We start from the raw sequence: 14,698 nt of genomic DNA, 5'->3' as shown, positions 1-14,698 counted from the left end.
CTTACTGGGAAATTAGCCATGGCACAGTTATCAATCGGCGATCATGTTTCAGACCTCAAAGGCGCCCATGATGGCAAGCTTGTGGATATTGAAGGTTCCACTGGCTACGTGATGCAAAGCAATGGTGTGGAAGTTGAATTCCCCCTGTCTCAGTTGAAGCCTTACGAACCTCCAAAAGTTTCTGAAATTCGAACTCTATCTGGCCCTCTTCGGGACAAAGTTTTAAGTCCTGCCCAAAGGACACTACTGGCTTCCGTGCCTGCCTCCCTCATTAATGCGATCGCTAAGAGCTACGATGCGGGCAGCGATGGCGAAGGCTCGCGTCCACCTTTTGCTACTCTGCCAGAGTCCAAAAGACTGGAAGCCATCCGCATTTATCTCCCCACGCTTCCCCAGCGGCTTCTGGCCTCTCATATGAATCTGGTGGTTGCGATGCGTGATGTCGCCAAATCATAAATTATGATGATGGACGAATGCAGTCGTGAGGATGACTGGAAATTCGATGCTTCCACGGAGATAAAAGAGCCGCTGTAGCGCGTTGACCCAGGCCGGCATCACCCGTAGAACTCCGCGTTCTGAAACAGCGAAGCCCAACCAGGCGCAGCATTATTGAGCGCCGGAGGCGCTGCGTGTCCATGTCCATGACTTTCGCCGATCTTTGCTTGGCGCCCACTCTTCTGAGCGCTCTGGCTGAAGAAGGATATGTCACACCTACCCCTATCCAGGCACAGTCAATCCCCATGCTGCTGGAGGGCCGTGACCTATTGGGCATGGCGCAGACTGGTACAGGGAAGACAGCATCTTTTGCTCTTCCACTGTTACACCGCCTCGCGGCTAATCCTCGCACAGCCCCGAAGGGTGGCGCACGCGTCCTCGTGCTCGCACCCACACGCGAGCTTGTCTCCCAGATTGCGGATGGCTTTGAGAGCTTTGGTCGTCATCTGAATCTTCGCGTGACGACGATTTTCGGCGGTGTCAGCCAGTTTCATCAGGTGAATGCACTTGAGAATGGCGTGGACATTATTGTCGCCGCCCCAGGGCGGCTTCTGGATCTTATCGAGCAAGGCTTATGCGATCTATCGCAGCTTGAAGCGCTTGTACTTGATGAGGCCGACCAGATGCTGGATATGGGCTTCGCAAAACCGATTGAACGTATCGTCGCAACACTACCGAAAGATCGGCATACCGTTCTGTTTTCGGCCACGATGCCGAAATCTATCGCGGCATTGGTAGAGAGCCTTCTCAATGATCCGGTAAAAGTCGAAATTGCTCCTCCATCAACCACCGTGGACCGCATTGAGCAGTCCGTGATGTTTATGGATGCAGCTCATAAAAAAACGGCTCTTCTGGCCCAGCTTGAAACACAGGATGTCGGTCAGGCCGTCGTTTTCACGCTTCAAAAGAATATTGCCAATGAGGTCTGTGCTTTCCTGACTGAAGCCGGGATTACCGCAGAAGCCTTGCACGGCAACAGGTCCCAGGGCCAGCGGGAACGCGCACTCAGCGCCTTCCGTGACGGAACCGTACAAGTCCTCGTTGCCACGGATATCGCCGCCCGCGGCATTGACGTTGACACCGTCACACATGTTTTCAACCACGATCTTCCCAGCCTGCCTGAAAGCTATGTCCATCGCATTGGCCGCACCGGGCGTGCCGGGCGCAGTGGTTTCGCCATCACTCTGTGCGATGCCGAACAACGTGCATGGCTGCACGATGTGGAACGAGAAATCGGTCGTACATTGACGGTTCACACCGACCATCCATGGCACTCAGAAACCGCACGGCACTCCACCATGCGCGCTCCCGTCTTAGGGGGTGGCCCGGTCAAGCAGGTCAAACCGCAGGTCAAGCGGGAGCGAAAGGTCTGGACTGAAGAGGAGAAGCTTGCCGCACGTGAGGCCGCCAAGAGAGCCTGAAGCTAATTTAGCTTTCGGTTTTTCTTCGACGCTAACGGATTATAGTAATCCGTTAGCGTCATTGCGGTTTTCATGAAAACCGCTGAGTGATGTCTGATGTCACTCTTCTTCAAGCATCTGCCGATGCTGTTTCTTCAGCCAAAATAGCCAGCATCTGGTCGATAATCCGACCACTGGTTCGGGACGCCAGTCGCCCAAATCCCAGGTCCCAGACGCGACAGGCCTGCCCGACAGATGGCCCCCGGCAGGAGGCATGAAGACTGGTGACACCTGTGTCGCGCAGAAGATCACGCGCGTTTCCGACACGCACACCACTTCCCGCCATGATTTCGATACGCCCGGCGGCATGATGCACAATATTCTTCAGAACAGAATGTCCCTTGGGGGCGCTAATTGCCTGCCCGGACGTCAGTATTCTCTCAAAACCCAACTCAACCGCCTGATCCACGGCCATGAGTGGGTTAGGCGTGAGATCAAAGACGCGATGAAGCGTGCGCCCCATTGAACCGGCGGCCTCAGACAGACGCTTCAGGGTCGCGATATCGAGTGTATGATCGTCCAGAGACGCGCCGAGAACCACACCAGCCAGTCCTGCGGCACGGGCAGCATCAATGTCCGCCAGCATCTGATCAATTTCCGCTTCGGCAAACACAAAGCCGCCCTCTCGGGGGCGGATCATGGCGTAAACTGGGACCGTAGATTTTGCAGCAAGGTGCATCAGCCCTGCCGAAGGGGTAAGGCCCCCTAGCGCCAGAGCGGAACACAGTTCAATCCGCGAGACGCCGGGCCGCTGGGCTGTCTGCAACCCAACGGCATCTTCAACACAGATTTCAAGCGTCGGCATAAACGTTCCTTTCCCAGACGGGAGAACGCACAGGCCGACAGAACTCAGTTGTTCCAGCGAATTCCCGGCAATGCCTTCTCCACTTCGGAAACGGGCTTGATCGTTGCACAGTTTCCTTTCGGATGATGGCCTTTCAGCAGCGCCAGCGCAAACGGAACAGAATCAGCCGCAGAGCCGTTCACTGCTCCGTTGTGTGTCAGACCGGAATAGGTCTTCCACGTTACGTTCGTACCTGCGTCACACATGGCCGCCACAGCATTATACTGCTGGGCTACACCAGCTTCATTGTCGGCGAGGCCTGTACCCACGAAAACCGGCATCGTCATATGCGCATCCGGGATGGTGAATGCGTCCTGAAAGTCAGCTTCAAGCCTGGATGTATCACCTGCGTACGCATTGTCTTCGGTGATGTCATGTGCCTCCGTGTACCGGAACAGATCGCCAAGGCAGGTTTGACGGGCCTGATGAGACAGATCCTTGCCCTTGTCCGTCATGTTTGCACGGACATCCACCTCAGGATGCAGGCTCTTCCGGGATCCCTCAATCGTCAGGATACCAAAAGCCGCAGCCATGTGCGGTGGCTCGACATTCAGGCGTGGAAGCGGCTCATGCTTGGGATGATCCGGCAGCTTGAATTGCGTTACGACACCTGTTGCAACCGTTCCAAGGACATGCAGATCCGGTGCATATTTGGGGGAAAGCCAAGCCGTACCCAACGCAGCGCCACCGCCCTGCGACTGACCAACAAGAATGATACGGTTCTGAAGCGTGCCCTTGTACTGAGCCAGAGCGGCGCGCAGCCCGTTCAGAACACTGTAGCCTTCCGGCCGGTACATCAGATACGGATGTGGCCCCGGTGTTCCCAGTCCTTGATAATCGCTGGCCACAACGGCAAAGCCCGCCTTCAGCCAATGATCCAGATAGGCACGATCCCGGGAGAGATATCCCCGCCAAGATGGGGCGCAGATATCCGCAATCCCTGTTGTGCCGTGTTCCCATGCCACAACAGGCCAGCCACCTTTAGGGGGCGTGCCCTTGGGAAAGATGATCTGACCGGAAACCGTGACGGGATCAGGAGCATTCACCCCACTGATGGACGTGTAGAGCGTACGCACGGCCTGGCCTGCATTCTCCGGCAGCGGACGATCGGTAATCGGCTGCGTGCGGATCATCTGACCCACCATTACCGGCACCTGAGCGGGCGGTGAGTAAAAATCGCTGACCCCACCATCACCTAGAGCACGATCCACCTCTGCCACACCGGCAGGCTTTGCAGTCTGGGCGGGTTCGGCACAGGCCGCGAGAGACAGGAGTGTGGCAGCGCTGAGGGCAGCGCGGAAAGAAAGCTTCATTATGGTCTCCAGCAGATCGAGGCAGATATTACTGACCGACGGCCACGCCGTCACGGTGCGGGTCACCCCAGCCCGTAAGGCCGTCCGGATGAATGGTGATGCCCTGGACGGCAGCATTCATGACGTCAATTTTCGGGTGGTGCCCCATCGCACTCAAAGCAGAAGCAAGTCCGGCGGCAGATGTGCCCTGCTCCAGTTCCTCGGCATGGTTCTGGGCCCCAATCCGAGGCTGCTCAATAGCCGTGCGGATATTTTGTCCCCACGCCAGATAGCCCACCAGCGTCTGCACGACGGAATCAATAATCCGGGCACCACCGCCCGCACCAACGATGACTTCAGGCTGCCCGTTCTGCCCAAAGACGATGGTTGGAGACATGGTGGTGATAGGACGTTTCCCCGGTGCTGCAATATTGGCCGCAGGCTGCCCATTCACGAAAGGATGCGACGCAAAATTCGTGATGGCATTGTTCAGGACGACACCATCCACAATAATATCCGATCCGAAATTCAGATTGATCGTGGTTGTGAAAGACAGTGCATTGCCAGATGCATCACGAATGGACAGATGCGTTGTTGCAGGCACAGTCATCGGGTCGGACGATGGCAAAAGCGCTAGCTTCCCGGCAAGTTGTCCTGCTACCACGCGGCTGGCCGCTTCACCCGTTGAAACAAGCTTTGCCCGGCGGTCGAGATACGCTGGCTCAAGCATGGCTGCCGTATCCACGCGCGTGTAATCCGGATCAGCGGCATATTTCCGGCGATCGGCCTCGGCCAGACGGGAGGCTTCAAGCAGCAGGTGAGCGGCTTCCACACTGCCCGGCTTGTACTGACCAATGTTCAGGCGATCCAGAATGGCAAGCTGTTGCAAAACGGACAGTCCGCCCGCAACCGGGGGAGCCGCGGAGCAAATGCGACGGTTAAAGGCCGTAACACACAAAGGGGCCCGCTCACGCACCTTGTAGTTCTTTAAATCCGCAGGAGACAGCGCCCCCGGATAAGCGCCACTCGTAACTGCAGCGGACAGCTTTTTCGCAAAAGCGCCCGTATAGAAATACTCCGCTCCATCGTGCGCCACATGCTCAAGCGTGCCTGCCAGGTCGGCATTGTGCAGGATCGTACCTTTAGGCAGCGGCTGACCGCTGGCATCAAAATATGCCGAAAACTGCGGTTCTTTCGCGAGTTCCGGACGTTCGGTCAGGACAAGATGCAGATATCCGGCAAGCGGAAAGCCGTCTCTGGCAGCTGAAATTGCAGGCTGAAAAAGGTCGCTCCAAGGCAGCTTGCCATAGCGCTCATGCAGAAGTGCCAGCGTTCGCAAGGTTCCGGGAACGCCAACCACACGGCCCGTCCGCTGCAATGTCACTTCCGGAATCCGGACGCCATTACGATCATGCATGTAGTCCCGGTGCATGCCGGCCGGGGCACTGGCCAGACCGTCAAAGAAGCTCAGATGATCAGCCGCCTTGTCCCAGTACAGGATGGTGGAACCACCACCCAGACCTGAAGCCTGAGGCTCTACCACGGCAAGAACCATCTGAGCCGCAATGGCAGCATCGACTGCACTTCCACCCTTCTGCAGAACATCAGAAGCAGCACGGGATGCCATGGGGTTGGCTGTGGCGGCCATAAAATCATGGGCCACTGTGGGCTGGGAGACAGGCTGAACAGGTTGAAGCTGCTGTGCACAGGCGCTCAGTCCGAGGGCCGTTGCTCCAAGCAGGCCGACAAGAACCGGGGTTCTGGCAGAAAGCTTTCTTTGGGAGAGAGCCGTACTTCTGATACGCATGGAAAACATCAACCTTCAGTTCCTGATCGGGAGCATCTACGTCAAACCGTTACGGTCTTCGATCTCTTCGATAAATGCTGTTATGGTGCGATAATTACTAATCTGCGGTTTGCAATGAACGTTTTTCAGGCCATGACGACCTTTATCGCGGTCGTTGAAACAGGAAGCATGACGTCTGCCGCAGAGCGATGCGGCATCTCACCCACAATGGTGGGTAATTACGTGCGCCTGCTGGAGGAGCGACTGGGCACCAGCCTGCTGAGACGCACAACGCGTCGACAGAGCCTGACAGCGTTTGGGGCCGTCTACTTCGCCAAATGCCAGAAAATTCTCAGCATGTTGGACGAAACGGAGCGCATGGCGGAAGCCGCCCAGAGTCTGCCGTCTGGCACCCTGAGAATTACCGCTCCGGTCACGTATGGCACACAAAGCATCACGCCCTGCATCGCGGATTACCTGAACGAGCATCCCTCCGTGGATATCGATCTTGTCCTGACGGAACGCAGCGTTGATCTGACGCATGAGAAGTTCGATATCGCCATCAGACTGGGCGTGCCGGAGCCTTCCTCCCTGATCTGTCGTCGACTCTCCAACTACACCATGACGCTTTGCGCCTCTCCAGCGTATCTTTCGCGCCGTGAAGAGCTTTTAACGCCTCAGCAGCTGGCAACACACGACGCTCTGGCCTTTTCCTATACCCCCGCATCACCTTGGCACTGGGCTCGACGGGAATGGCATTTTGAAGGGCCGCAAGGTCATGTCTCGGTAGAAATGCACCGCAAGGGTCTTTTCAATAACACGCAGGCCATGCGCCGCGCCGCGCTATCGGGCATGGGAATTGCCATGCTGCCCTCAGACCTGGTGCGCGAAGATATCCGGGACGGAAAGCTCCATGCCCTGCTTCCGGATTATACGCTTCCGTCTCGGCCTATTTATCTTCTGTATCACAAGGAGCGCTACACCGCGCCGACACTCCGTTCGTTCATTCAGTTCCTGATCCAGAAACTCGGGGGCATCCAGGGTTGATGGCGAAGACGGCTACCCTGTTCCAAAAAAAGCCAGATCAGGCTGTTATTGCTTCGATCATTGGCAATATCATCGAGTACTACGACTTCGTCATCTACGCGTATTTTTCCGCTTCGATTGGCCGAACCTTTTTTCCGTCGGGTCTGCCGCTGTCGCAGCTCGGCCTCTCTCTTGCAACGTTCGGCCTGACGCTTCTTGCCCGCCCGCTCGGAGCTATCGTACTGGGTAATTATGCAGATCGGCGGGGGCGCGTCCCCACCATGATGATCTGCATTCTTCTCATGGCGGCAGGCAGTCTACTCCTCACCGTAACGCCATCTTACGCCAGCATCGGCATTGCGGCGCCTGTTCTGATTGTGGTGGCTCGGCTTATTCACGGCTTCTCGCTTGGTGGCGAATTTGGCAGCGCAACATCTTTTCTGATCGAGCATGCGCCTCACCATGAAGCGCGTGCTGCAAGCTGGCAGGCTATTGGGCAAATTACGGCCTCTCTCTGCGCTGCCACTGTCGTCCTTGTTCTGAACCTGTGCCTCCCGACAGCAGCATTCAACGACTATGCCTTTCGTATCGCCACAGGACTTGGTGCGGCAGTGGGCACGGGTGGGTTGATTCTACGCCTGATCCTGAACCGTCAGAACCCGCCAACACGTCAGCCCGCTCCTGCTGTTGTGGCACCTTTTTTCCAGTCTGACACGATCCTGCGGACTGCCCTCATCATGGGGTCTGTCGCGCTTGGAAGCGGTATCACATACCTCGGACTCTACATGCCGCATTATGCGCGCAGCCAGTACAGTCTTTCGAGTATCAGCACGTCTCTTGCGCCACTCCTGACCTATGGCGGACAACTGCTTTTCACGCCCCTGCGCTGGAAGCTGGCAGACCGCTTTGACAGAACACACAGCATCCGTCCCATGCTTCTGTCCTGCGCCTTTTTAATCCTTCTGCCATTGCCTGCATTTCAATTGATCCGCATTGCTCCCGCTACAGTGCTGCTCATGCCACTAATCTTCAATCTGAGCGGGCTTTTCTATTTTGCAGCCCTCGATGGCTTCATCGGACAGATCTTCCCCAGCGAACGGCGAGGACGTGGCCTCACCATGGGATATTCATTCGGCGTGGTGCTGTTCGGAGGCCTCGCCCCCATGACCAACGCCGCGCTGATTGCCTGGAGCGGAATGAACCATGCTCCGGCACTTTATATGATCCTGACGGCCATTATTTCTTTCATGAGCGTGCTTTTGGCCAAGCCTTTGCTGACACGCCGCTCCTGACACAGGCATCCCTTCAGACAAAAATTGAAACTATCAATTTTTTCTTTGGAATGTTCTTATAATTCTCTCCTTTATCTTCGTTTACCAAATTCATAACGCTATCGAAGCGTTAGTCTCCTGCAGAATGAGTTCCAGAAATGTCTTCCTGTACTTTCTCTCCCAGTCGCTCCAGCCGTTCCGGAATGTCCGTTCCGCTTAACGCTCTTTTCGGGCCGGGAAAGAAAGCTCTTGCGGCAGCTACGTTTCTGAGCGGTCTTTCCGTGACTGTTCCAACGGCCTATGCCGCAACATCTGCGACAACAGAGCCTACGAAGCACCGTGCGCACGCAGCACGCACAGAAGTCGAAGCAGGCAAAGAGTCCATCAGCGTCACAGGAACACATCATCAGCCTGGCGGTGGCATGATGCGCGCCGAAACAGCATCCCGCGCTGTACAGACCGTGACGCAGAACTATATCGAAATGCAGAGCCCGACGAGTAGCCCGCTCGACCTGATTGCCAATCTGCCGAGCGTGAACATCACGACACCGGACCCAAGCGGCAATGAAGGCGGCTCCATGCAGAGCCGCGGCCTGTATGACAACGATATCGGCATCATGCTGAATGGCATGCCGATTGCAAACGGCGGCACGTCATCGGCCTCAAACTTCGTCCAGAACTACATCGACAGCAACAACATCTCTGCTGAGAGCATGAGCCCAGGCTCTATCTCCGTGGAAGATCCGGTAACTTCAGCGGGCGCAGGCGCCCTGAGCATCACCACGCGCGCACCCTCCAAGAAATTTGGCGGCCTGGTGTCCGGCAGCTACGGGTCCTTTAACCGCACACGAGGCTTCATCCGTGTGGACTCCGGTGAAATCGGGCATACCGGAATCACAAGCTATGCGTCGTTTTCCAACACCCACTCCGATGCATGGCGCGGATCGGGCGACAGCGATCGCAAGCATATGGATTTCCGTGCCCAGAAGCTGATTGGCAACCGGAGCTCCATTGATCTGTTCGCCGGATATAACCACTCACACTACTACCTGAACCGTTATCCAACGCTGGCAAACTTCCAGAACGACAAGCATGGACGTCCGGTCTCCACGCCTCTGAGCTACAATGCCCAGTTCAGCGCCACGTCTCCGAGCAGCTATTATGGCGTGCACGGTACGGACAAGGACCAGTTCTACATCTCCATGCCGATGAAGTTTGCGCTGAACAATACCTTCACGCTGAACATCTCGCCGTACTACGAGCGCTCCGACATTACGTTGAACAGTGCATCCCGTTTGCAGGAAGGCTATACTTATGCCGGATCAGCGCTTCAGCGGGTTGACCTAAACGGCGACGGCAAGATCAGCACGGCGACGCGTGCCGCAGTGTCCACAAACTCCATGTCCGTGACCCAGCAGGGCGGCGTTGTTGCCGCACTAGGTTGGCACTCCGAGAATAACGACGGTCAAATCGGCTATTGGCACGAGGAATATCGTTATTCCCTGAAGACGCCTATGTCCAAGATGAACCAGACAACGGGTGCGCAGCCGTCTGACACGGACAAGTCGTCCTATTACCGTACAACCAGCGGCAGCATTTACAATTCCGTTGACTACCTAGGGTCTTACAGCCTGAACTCGGGCTTCCTGGAAGACACGGTCCACCTGCTGAACCGCAAGATGAACATCACAGCCGGCATCAAGGTGACGTCCATGACGCTGGAAGGTCAGGACTACCTGCCCAGCACGGCCAGCCACACCAATCACACCTATGTTTCGCCGACGCCGCGCTTTTCCTGGTCATACAATTTCGCACCTCATCATCAGCTTTACATCAATGCTGAAGGCGATTTCCGTGCGCCCTCCCCGATCAACATGATCTCGCGCTACAGCACCAGCACGGGCAAAATGACAACATCGGGTGCAGGGGCAAAGCCGCAGTACTCGATCAAGGAAGAACTGGGCTATCGTTACAGCGACGATCTGTTCCTGGCTGATATCAGCTTCTTCAACATGAACGTCTCCAACCGTCTGCTGTCCGTTAACATGTTCAGCAATGACGTTCAGGTCAGCCAGACCATCAATGCAGGTGGCGAAACAATCCGCGGCGTGGATGTCATGCTGTCCACCCGCCCACTGTTCCATCGTTTCAGCCCGTATTTCGCGTTCGAATACCTGCACACAACGATGGACAACAACCTGCAGACCACGGCAGACGATGGCTCCGTCGACTATCTGCGGACCAAGGGCAAGACAGCCGTCATGTCTCCGAAGTTCTCAGGCAGCGTTGGCCTGACCTATAATGAAGGCCCGTTCTTCATGAATGCCAGCGTGCACTACACGTCCAAGCAGGCATCATCCTTCATGAACGATCAGTACATGCCGTCTTACTTCTCGGACTCCCTGACGCTTGGCTATCACCTGCCAAAGTTCTTCATTGCACAGTCCCCGACCTTCAAGCTGAACTTCACCAACCTGACCAGCCAGTACAAGCTGGGTGGCGTCTATTACTTCTCGAATAATGCCCGGGCAACAACGGGCGTCTATGGTCACAAGATCGGCGCGGACACGGCACCGACCTATTATATCATGCCGCCATTCGCGATGATGGGCACACTGTCCACATCATTCTGATCGGCTTCAGTACTACCGAGACTGGATAAATAAAAAAAGGGCCCCCGGATGTCTATCCGGGGGCCCTTTCTCATTGTCAGGAAGCAGCTTCTTCTTCTGAAGAGTTCAGTATTCTTGGAAACGCCTCTGGATTAAAAATCGCCAGAAGGATAGCGGTTAGCGTAATGACAATGGCAATTGGCGTTAGAACGCCGAACCCACTCCAGGTTAGCACCTGACCACCAAGTGCCGATCCAAGCAAAATCCCAAGATTGCTCCCGCCGTTGATCGCTGCTCCCGCCACATCCGGGCGTGTCGCTCTCGCACGAATTGCGCCGGACATCACAAATGGAATGAGTGCTGAATAGCCGGTACACCAAAGTGCAACAGATGCAACAGAACCCCAGCCAGACAGAATGTGACCATACATGAGGCCCATTCCGATAAGCATGGCCATTCCGCCTGCCAACATGCCCGCAGCTGGCCAACGATCAACAATCTGACCTGCGCCCCATAGCCCCAGAATACTCACGGCACCTGTCAACAAAAGAGCGATACTCAGAGCACTTTTTGGAAGACCATGCGCCAGAAGAAGTGGTGTCACATAAGTATAGAGCATGTTGTGAGCTACGAAAAAGATCGCATCAATGGCCACAACTATGAGGAATATCTTCATAGCCTTACGTGACCCTACCGATGGCAGGTTCGTGCTGGCATCTCCAGACGTTACGACTGGAGGCAGGAAAACAGCAATGCAAACTGTCAGCAGGACGGCAATACCAGTCATCACAAGCATGGCAATACGCCAGCTTGCAAAATGGCCAATGGCGGCTGCCCCAGGCACACCTAAAATGGAGCCGAGAGACGTCCCACCGTATACAAAGGAAATAGCTCTTCCCGTCATCTTGGGCGGGACAAGCCGGGCAGCATAGGCAGAGACAATTGACATCAGCAGGGCGTGGGCGATTCCACCGATAGCGCGCCCAGCACATAAAACGAGGAATGTCGGAGCAACCGCTGCAATCAAATTGGAAAGAACATATCCTCCCAATGAAAGGAGCATGAGTTTCTTACGGTCAACCTTTGCAGTCAGGATGGTCAGAGGCACTGCACCCAAAGCAACCATAAGAGCAAAAGCACTTACAGCCAGTCCTGCCTGCCCTTCTGTAATGCTAAAACCCTGCGCCATATCGATCAGTAGACCGACAGGTGCCACTTCACTTGTCAGTGCCGTGAACGTGCACGCGAATAGTGCGCACAAACCAATAATGGTCTGCTTGGGGAGAGTTTTGAAAAGCATAATTTCCCTGAATACAGTGCAGCATTAATCGCGTTGCGCAAGCGCGCCTTCTGCCATGCTTTCTTCCAAAACAAAACGAAAGAAATGAAGTTCACTTAAGGTTCTTTTTTCTCTCGTTACCAACATTATGTTACATAATAAAAGTACTTATCGGCTGTAGCCGACCAGCCTCACATCAGAAATTTTGTAACTCATAACAATGTGAATGTCGCATTGCGGGATAATGGTTAGCGTTCTCTCGGATATATCGGGGCGCATGAAATGCTTTTATTGCTATTGCGTCGCAGTTGCGACAAAATCCACTGCCAACTAATCATTTCATAAGATGGTTCTAACGATCTACAGACCGGAGAAAGACTTCAATGACCTTCGCACGCTTAAAACGGATCGCATTTGTAGCGGGATCAATGGCTCTTACCCCTTCCCTGGCATTCTCAGCAGAGACAGCTACCGCATCCCTCACAGGAACTGACGGAAAAACGGTTGGCACTGCACAGATTATTGAGGCTCCAAAGGGCGTTGTGCTCCACATTGAAGTCAGTGGACTGACACCTGGCTGGCATGGCATGCACTTTCATGAAAAAGGAAATTGCAGCGCACCTGCATTTACCAGCGCGGGCTCGCATGTGCACACCACAAAACTAGTCACGCACGGGCTTCTCAATACCGGAGAGAATGACTCTGGGGACCTTCCCAACATTTTTGCAGGCAGCGACGGAACGGCCAAAGCTGAAGTTTATTCAACATTTGTATCTTTGAAGGGGCACGACGGCCGTCCGGCCCTATTGGATGCTGACGGCTCGTCTCTTGTCATTCATGCTTCTGCTGATGACTATCAGAGTCAACCGATTGGTGGTTCGGGTCTTCGAGTGATTTGTGGTGTGGTTCGGTAGAGCAAAAACGCAAAACCCCCGCTGTCTCGATGAGATAGCGGGGGTTTAAAACTGAATCGGTGGTTGCGGGGGCACGCAACCAAAGAAAACTGTTCCTAACGAGGAGGCTTATTCCACGTCTAACGACATCAACGAACAACTGAAAAGTTGAAAATTTCTCATTGTTTATATATCCACCCAAAACTTCCATACAAAAAATCAGTCAATTTAAATTGCGACAGAAATTCTACATATTGGAGACGAAATCGAAAAAACGAAATTATTTTTATGAAAAATCATCAAAATACATCAAAATACTCCGCTTGCTCCCAATCAGATACCTCAAGGTTATAGCGCCGAATCTCCGAACGCTTTATTTCAACAAGATACTTTACGAATGTTTCACCCATCCCGTCCCGATAGACCTGACTATTCTCCAAAGCGTTAACTGCTTGGGAAAGCGTGGCTGGAAGCATTGGCGCATCAAAGTTATACGGCGCATCCGCAGATGGACCGGGAAGCGAATTCCTGGACAACCCATCCAGTCCCGCAATAACCTGAGATGCCAGATACAGATAAGGATTAGCGGCTGGCTCCCCAACACGGTTCTCAATCCGTGACGTCCTGTCCCCAACTCCCGACAACACACGCAGCATCACACCACGATTGTCTTCCCCCCAGACGGCCCGGTCCGGCGCAAGGGAGAAGGGTCTGTAGCGCTTGTACCCATTAATGGTTGGAGTTGTAAAAACGGCAGCAGGAGCCGCATTATCAAGTAGCCCTCCGAGCCATCTCATTCCTGTCGATGAGAGCGCCTCCCCCCCTTCAACAGGCATAAACACATTCGCTCCCGTTTTCCGATCACATAGGGACTGATGAAGATGCCACCCACTTGACATGACATTAGGCAACTTGGGTCTGCACATGAAACTGGCATGATAGCCATGACGTCGGCATATTTGCTTTGCTGCCGAACGAAAGAGAATCATGTCGTCGGCAGGCTGCATCCCAAGATCGGCATTGAAAACCATTTCTGCCTGGCTCGGTCCGAATTCAACTTCCAATGAGTTCAGACCAAGTCCAAGCTGCTGCATGTTATGCCGCAGGATATCGAATATCGGATCAAGTTGATCATAATTCAGCTCTGTCAGATAATTATATCCCCGATGCGTCAGACTGACCTGCGGCGGCGTTGATGGTTGCCCGGCATCCCCCGGCCTTAGACATGGATCTTCTAGCCGTGTCAGATGAAATTCAACTTCCAAACCGGTCATGAAATCATAACCTCCGTCCCCAAGGCGCCCTAGCACATCCCGCAGAATATGCCGGGTAGCGAACGGGACCTTACGACCGTCGCGGAAGTAAAGATCACACAGCACCCACCCGGTTCCTCGCGACCAGGGTAGAACTTTAAAAGTTGTCGGGTCCGGCACCATTATCATATCCGCAGATCCACGGACTTCACTCAGCCCCGTCGTATTCTGCTCGGAGAAAATGGAAATCACAGTACGATGCGAAGTGTCCTTCATCAGTAGGGAGGAAGCTACAGACACTCCCGCCGAAAATGCACTTTGCAGAGCAGAAGCAACGAGTGTCTTGCCTCTAAGAATGCCATGCTGGTCCGGAAAGGAGAAGCGTATGACATCTATTCCCTCTACCCGCACGCGGTGCTCAACCTCCGCTGCGGTGCGCGTCTGGATATCTGTCCACAATCCAAACTTCTGAATGAAGCCCATCGGG

At 54.5% G+C, this 14,698-nt stretch carries 11 protein-coding genes; 6 read left to right on the top strand and 5 right to left on the bottom strand.

Going from position 1 to position 14,698, the window contains the following annotated elements; all coding sequences use genetic code 11:
• The first annotated feature begins 18 nt into the window (after nt 1-18).
• Both M2305_RS10945 and M2305_RS10940 read left to right on the top strand, forming a co-directional pair.
• Nucleotides 19-456 (top strand): hypothetical protein, encoded by a 438-nt coding sequence (locus M2305_RS10945; RefSeq protein WP_099212049.1) that lies wholly within the window; start codon nt 19-21, stop codon nt 454-456.
• Nucleotides 457-635: 179 nt separating this feature from the next.
• Nucleotides 636-1,916 (top strand): DEAD/DEAH box helicase, encoded by a 1,281-nt coding sequence (locus M2305_RS10940; protein ID WP_203547568.1) that lies wholly within the window; start codon nt 636-638, stop codon nt 1,914-1,916.
• Nucleotides 1,917-2,025: 109 nt separating this feature from the next.
• Here M2305_RS10940 and M2305_RS10935 read toward each other — a convergent pair whose 3' ends face one another.
• Genes M2305_RS10935 through ggt form a run of 3 tightly spaced genes read right to left on the bottom strand, consistent with a single transcriptional unit; the run spans nt 2,026 to nt 5,898 of the window.
• The gene (locus M2305_RS10935; protein ID WP_099212044.1) at nt 2,026-2,760 is read right to left on the bottom strand and encodes a copper homeostasis protein CutC; all 735 of its coding nucleotides are present in this window, start codon (nt 2,758-2,760) and stop codon (nt 2,026-2,028) included.
• Between the two features lie 44 nt (nt 2,761-2,804).
• The gene (locus tag M2305_RS10930) at nt 2,805-4,112 is read right to left on the bottom strand and encodes a lipase family protein (RefSeq protein WP_264649355.1); all 1,308 of its coding nucleotides are present in this window, start codon (nt 4,110-4,112) and stop codon (nt 2,805-2,807) included.
• Nucleotides 4,113-4,140: 28 nt separating this feature from the next.
• Nucleotides 4,141-5,898 (bottom strand): gamma-glutamyltransferase, encoded by a 1,758-nt coding sequence (ggt, locus tag M2305_RS10925; protein WP_264649354.1) that lies wholly within the window; start codon nt 5,896-5,898, stop codon nt 4,141-4,143.
• Between the two features lie 114 nt (nt 5,899-6,012).
• Here ggt and M2305_RS10920 point away from each other — a divergent pair, with 114 nt between their 5' ends.
• The 3 genes from M2305_RS10920 (at nt 6,013) to M2305_RS10910 (ending at nt 10,807) form a co-directional block, all read left to right on the top strand.
• The gene (locus M2305_RS10920; protein WP_211502824.1) at nt 6,013-6,924 is read left to right on the top strand and encodes a LysR family transcriptional regulator; all 912 of its coding nucleotides are present in this window, start codon (nt 6,013-6,015) and stop codon (nt 6,922-6,924) included.
• Complete coding sequence (locus M2305_RS10915; RefSeq protein ID WP_264649353.1) at nt 6,924-8,195, top strand: MFS transporter; 1,272 nt, start codon at nt 6,924-6,926, stop codon at nt 8,193-8,195. The genes M2305_RS10920 and M2305_RS10915 overlap by 1 nt, the downstream gene beginning before the upstream one ends.
• A gap of 137 nt (nt 8,196-8,332) precedes the next feature.
• On the top strand, nt 8,333-10,807 hold the full coding sequence (locus tag M2305_RS10910) for a TonB-dependent receptor (protein ID WP_086634254.1): 2,475 nt from the start codon (nt 8,333-8,335) through the stop codon (nt 10,805-10,807).
• Nucleotides 10,808-10,883: 76 nt separating this feature from the next.
• Here M2305_RS10910 and M2305_RS10905 read toward each other — a convergent pair whose 3' ends face one another.
• Nucleotides 10,884-12,086, bottom strand: coding sequence for an MFS transporter (locus tag M2305_RS10905; RefSeq protein WP_264649352.1), 1,203 nt, complete (start codon nt 12,084-12,086; stop codon nt 10,884-10,886).
• Between the two features lie 362 nt (nt 12,087-12,448).
• Between M2305_RS10905 and sodC the strand changes: the two genes are divergently transcribed.
• A complete protein-coding gene (sodC, locus tag M2305_RS10900; RefSeq protein ID WP_264649351.1) occupies nt 12,449-12,979 on the top strand; it encodes a superoxide dismutase[Cu-Zn] in 531 nt (176 codons plus the stop codon).
• A gap of 278 nt (nt 12,980-13,257) precedes the next feature.
• On the opposite strand, the gene M2305_RS10895 is transcribed toward sodC, so the two are convergent.
• Complete coding sequence (locus M2305_RS10895) at nt 13,258-14,694, bottom strand: glutamine synthetase family protein (protein WP_264649350.1); 1,437 nt, start codon at nt 14,692-14,694, stop codon at nt 13,258-13,260.
• Nucleotides 14,695-14,698: the final 4 nt, after the last annotated feature.

The sequence above is a fragment of the Gluconobacter cerinus genome (assembly GCF_025961355.1).
In the GTDB taxonomy this organism is placed as follows: domain Bacteria; phylum Pseudomonadota; class Alphaproteobacteria; order Acetobacterales; family Acetobacteraceae; genus Gluconobacter; species Gluconobacter cerinus.
This window is presented reverse-complemented; position numbering and strand designations above follow the sequence as displayed.

Excerpts from the sequence above, each read along its gene's own strand:
- M2305_RS10905 (WP_264649352.1), bottom strand. The coding sequence starts at position 12,086 with ATGCTTTTCAAAACTCTCCCCAAGCAGACCATTATTGGTTTGTGCGCA.
- M2305_RS10920 (WP_211502824.1), top strand. The coding sequence starts at position 6,013 with ATGAACGTTTTTCAGGCCATGACGACCTTTATCGCGGTCGTTGAAACA.
- M2305_RS10940 (WP_203547568.1), top strand. The coding sequence starts at position 636 with ATGTCCATGACTTTCGCCGATCTTTGCTTGGCGCCCACTCTTCTGAGC.
- M2305_RS10915 (WP_264649353.1), top strand. The coding sequence starts at position 6,924 with ATGGCGAAGACGGCTACCCTGTTCCAAAAAAAGCCAGATCAGGCTGTT.
- M2305_RS10945 (WP_099212049.1), top strand. The coding sequence starts at position 19 with ATGGCACAGTTATCAATCGGCGATCATGTTTCAGACCTCAAAGGCGCC.
- M2305_RS10930 (WP_264649355.1), bottom strand. The coding sequence starts at position 4,112 with ATGAAGCTTTCTTTCCGCGCTGCCCTCAGCGCTGCCACACTCCTGTCT.
- ggt (WP_264649354.1), bottom strand. The coding sequence starts at position 5,898 with ATGCGTATCAGAAGTACGGCTCTCTCCCAAAGAAAGCTTTCTGCCAGA.
- sodC (WP_264649351.1), top strand. The coding sequence starts at position 12,449 with ATGACCTTCGCACGCTTAAAACGGATCGCATTTGTAGCGGGATCAATG.
- M2305_RS10895 (WP_264649350.1), bottom strand. The coding sequence starts at position 14,694 with ATGGGCTTCATTCAGAAGTTTGGATTGTGGACAGATATCCAGACGCGC.
- M2305_RS10935 (WP_099212044.1), bottom strand. The coding sequence starts at position 2,760 with ATGCCGACGCTTGAAATCTGTGTTGAAGATGCCGTTGGGTTGCAGACA.
- M2305_RS10910 (WP_086634254.1), top strand. The coding sequence starts at position 8,333 with ATGTCTTCCTGTACTTTCTCTCCCAGTCGCTCCAGCCGTTCCGGAATG.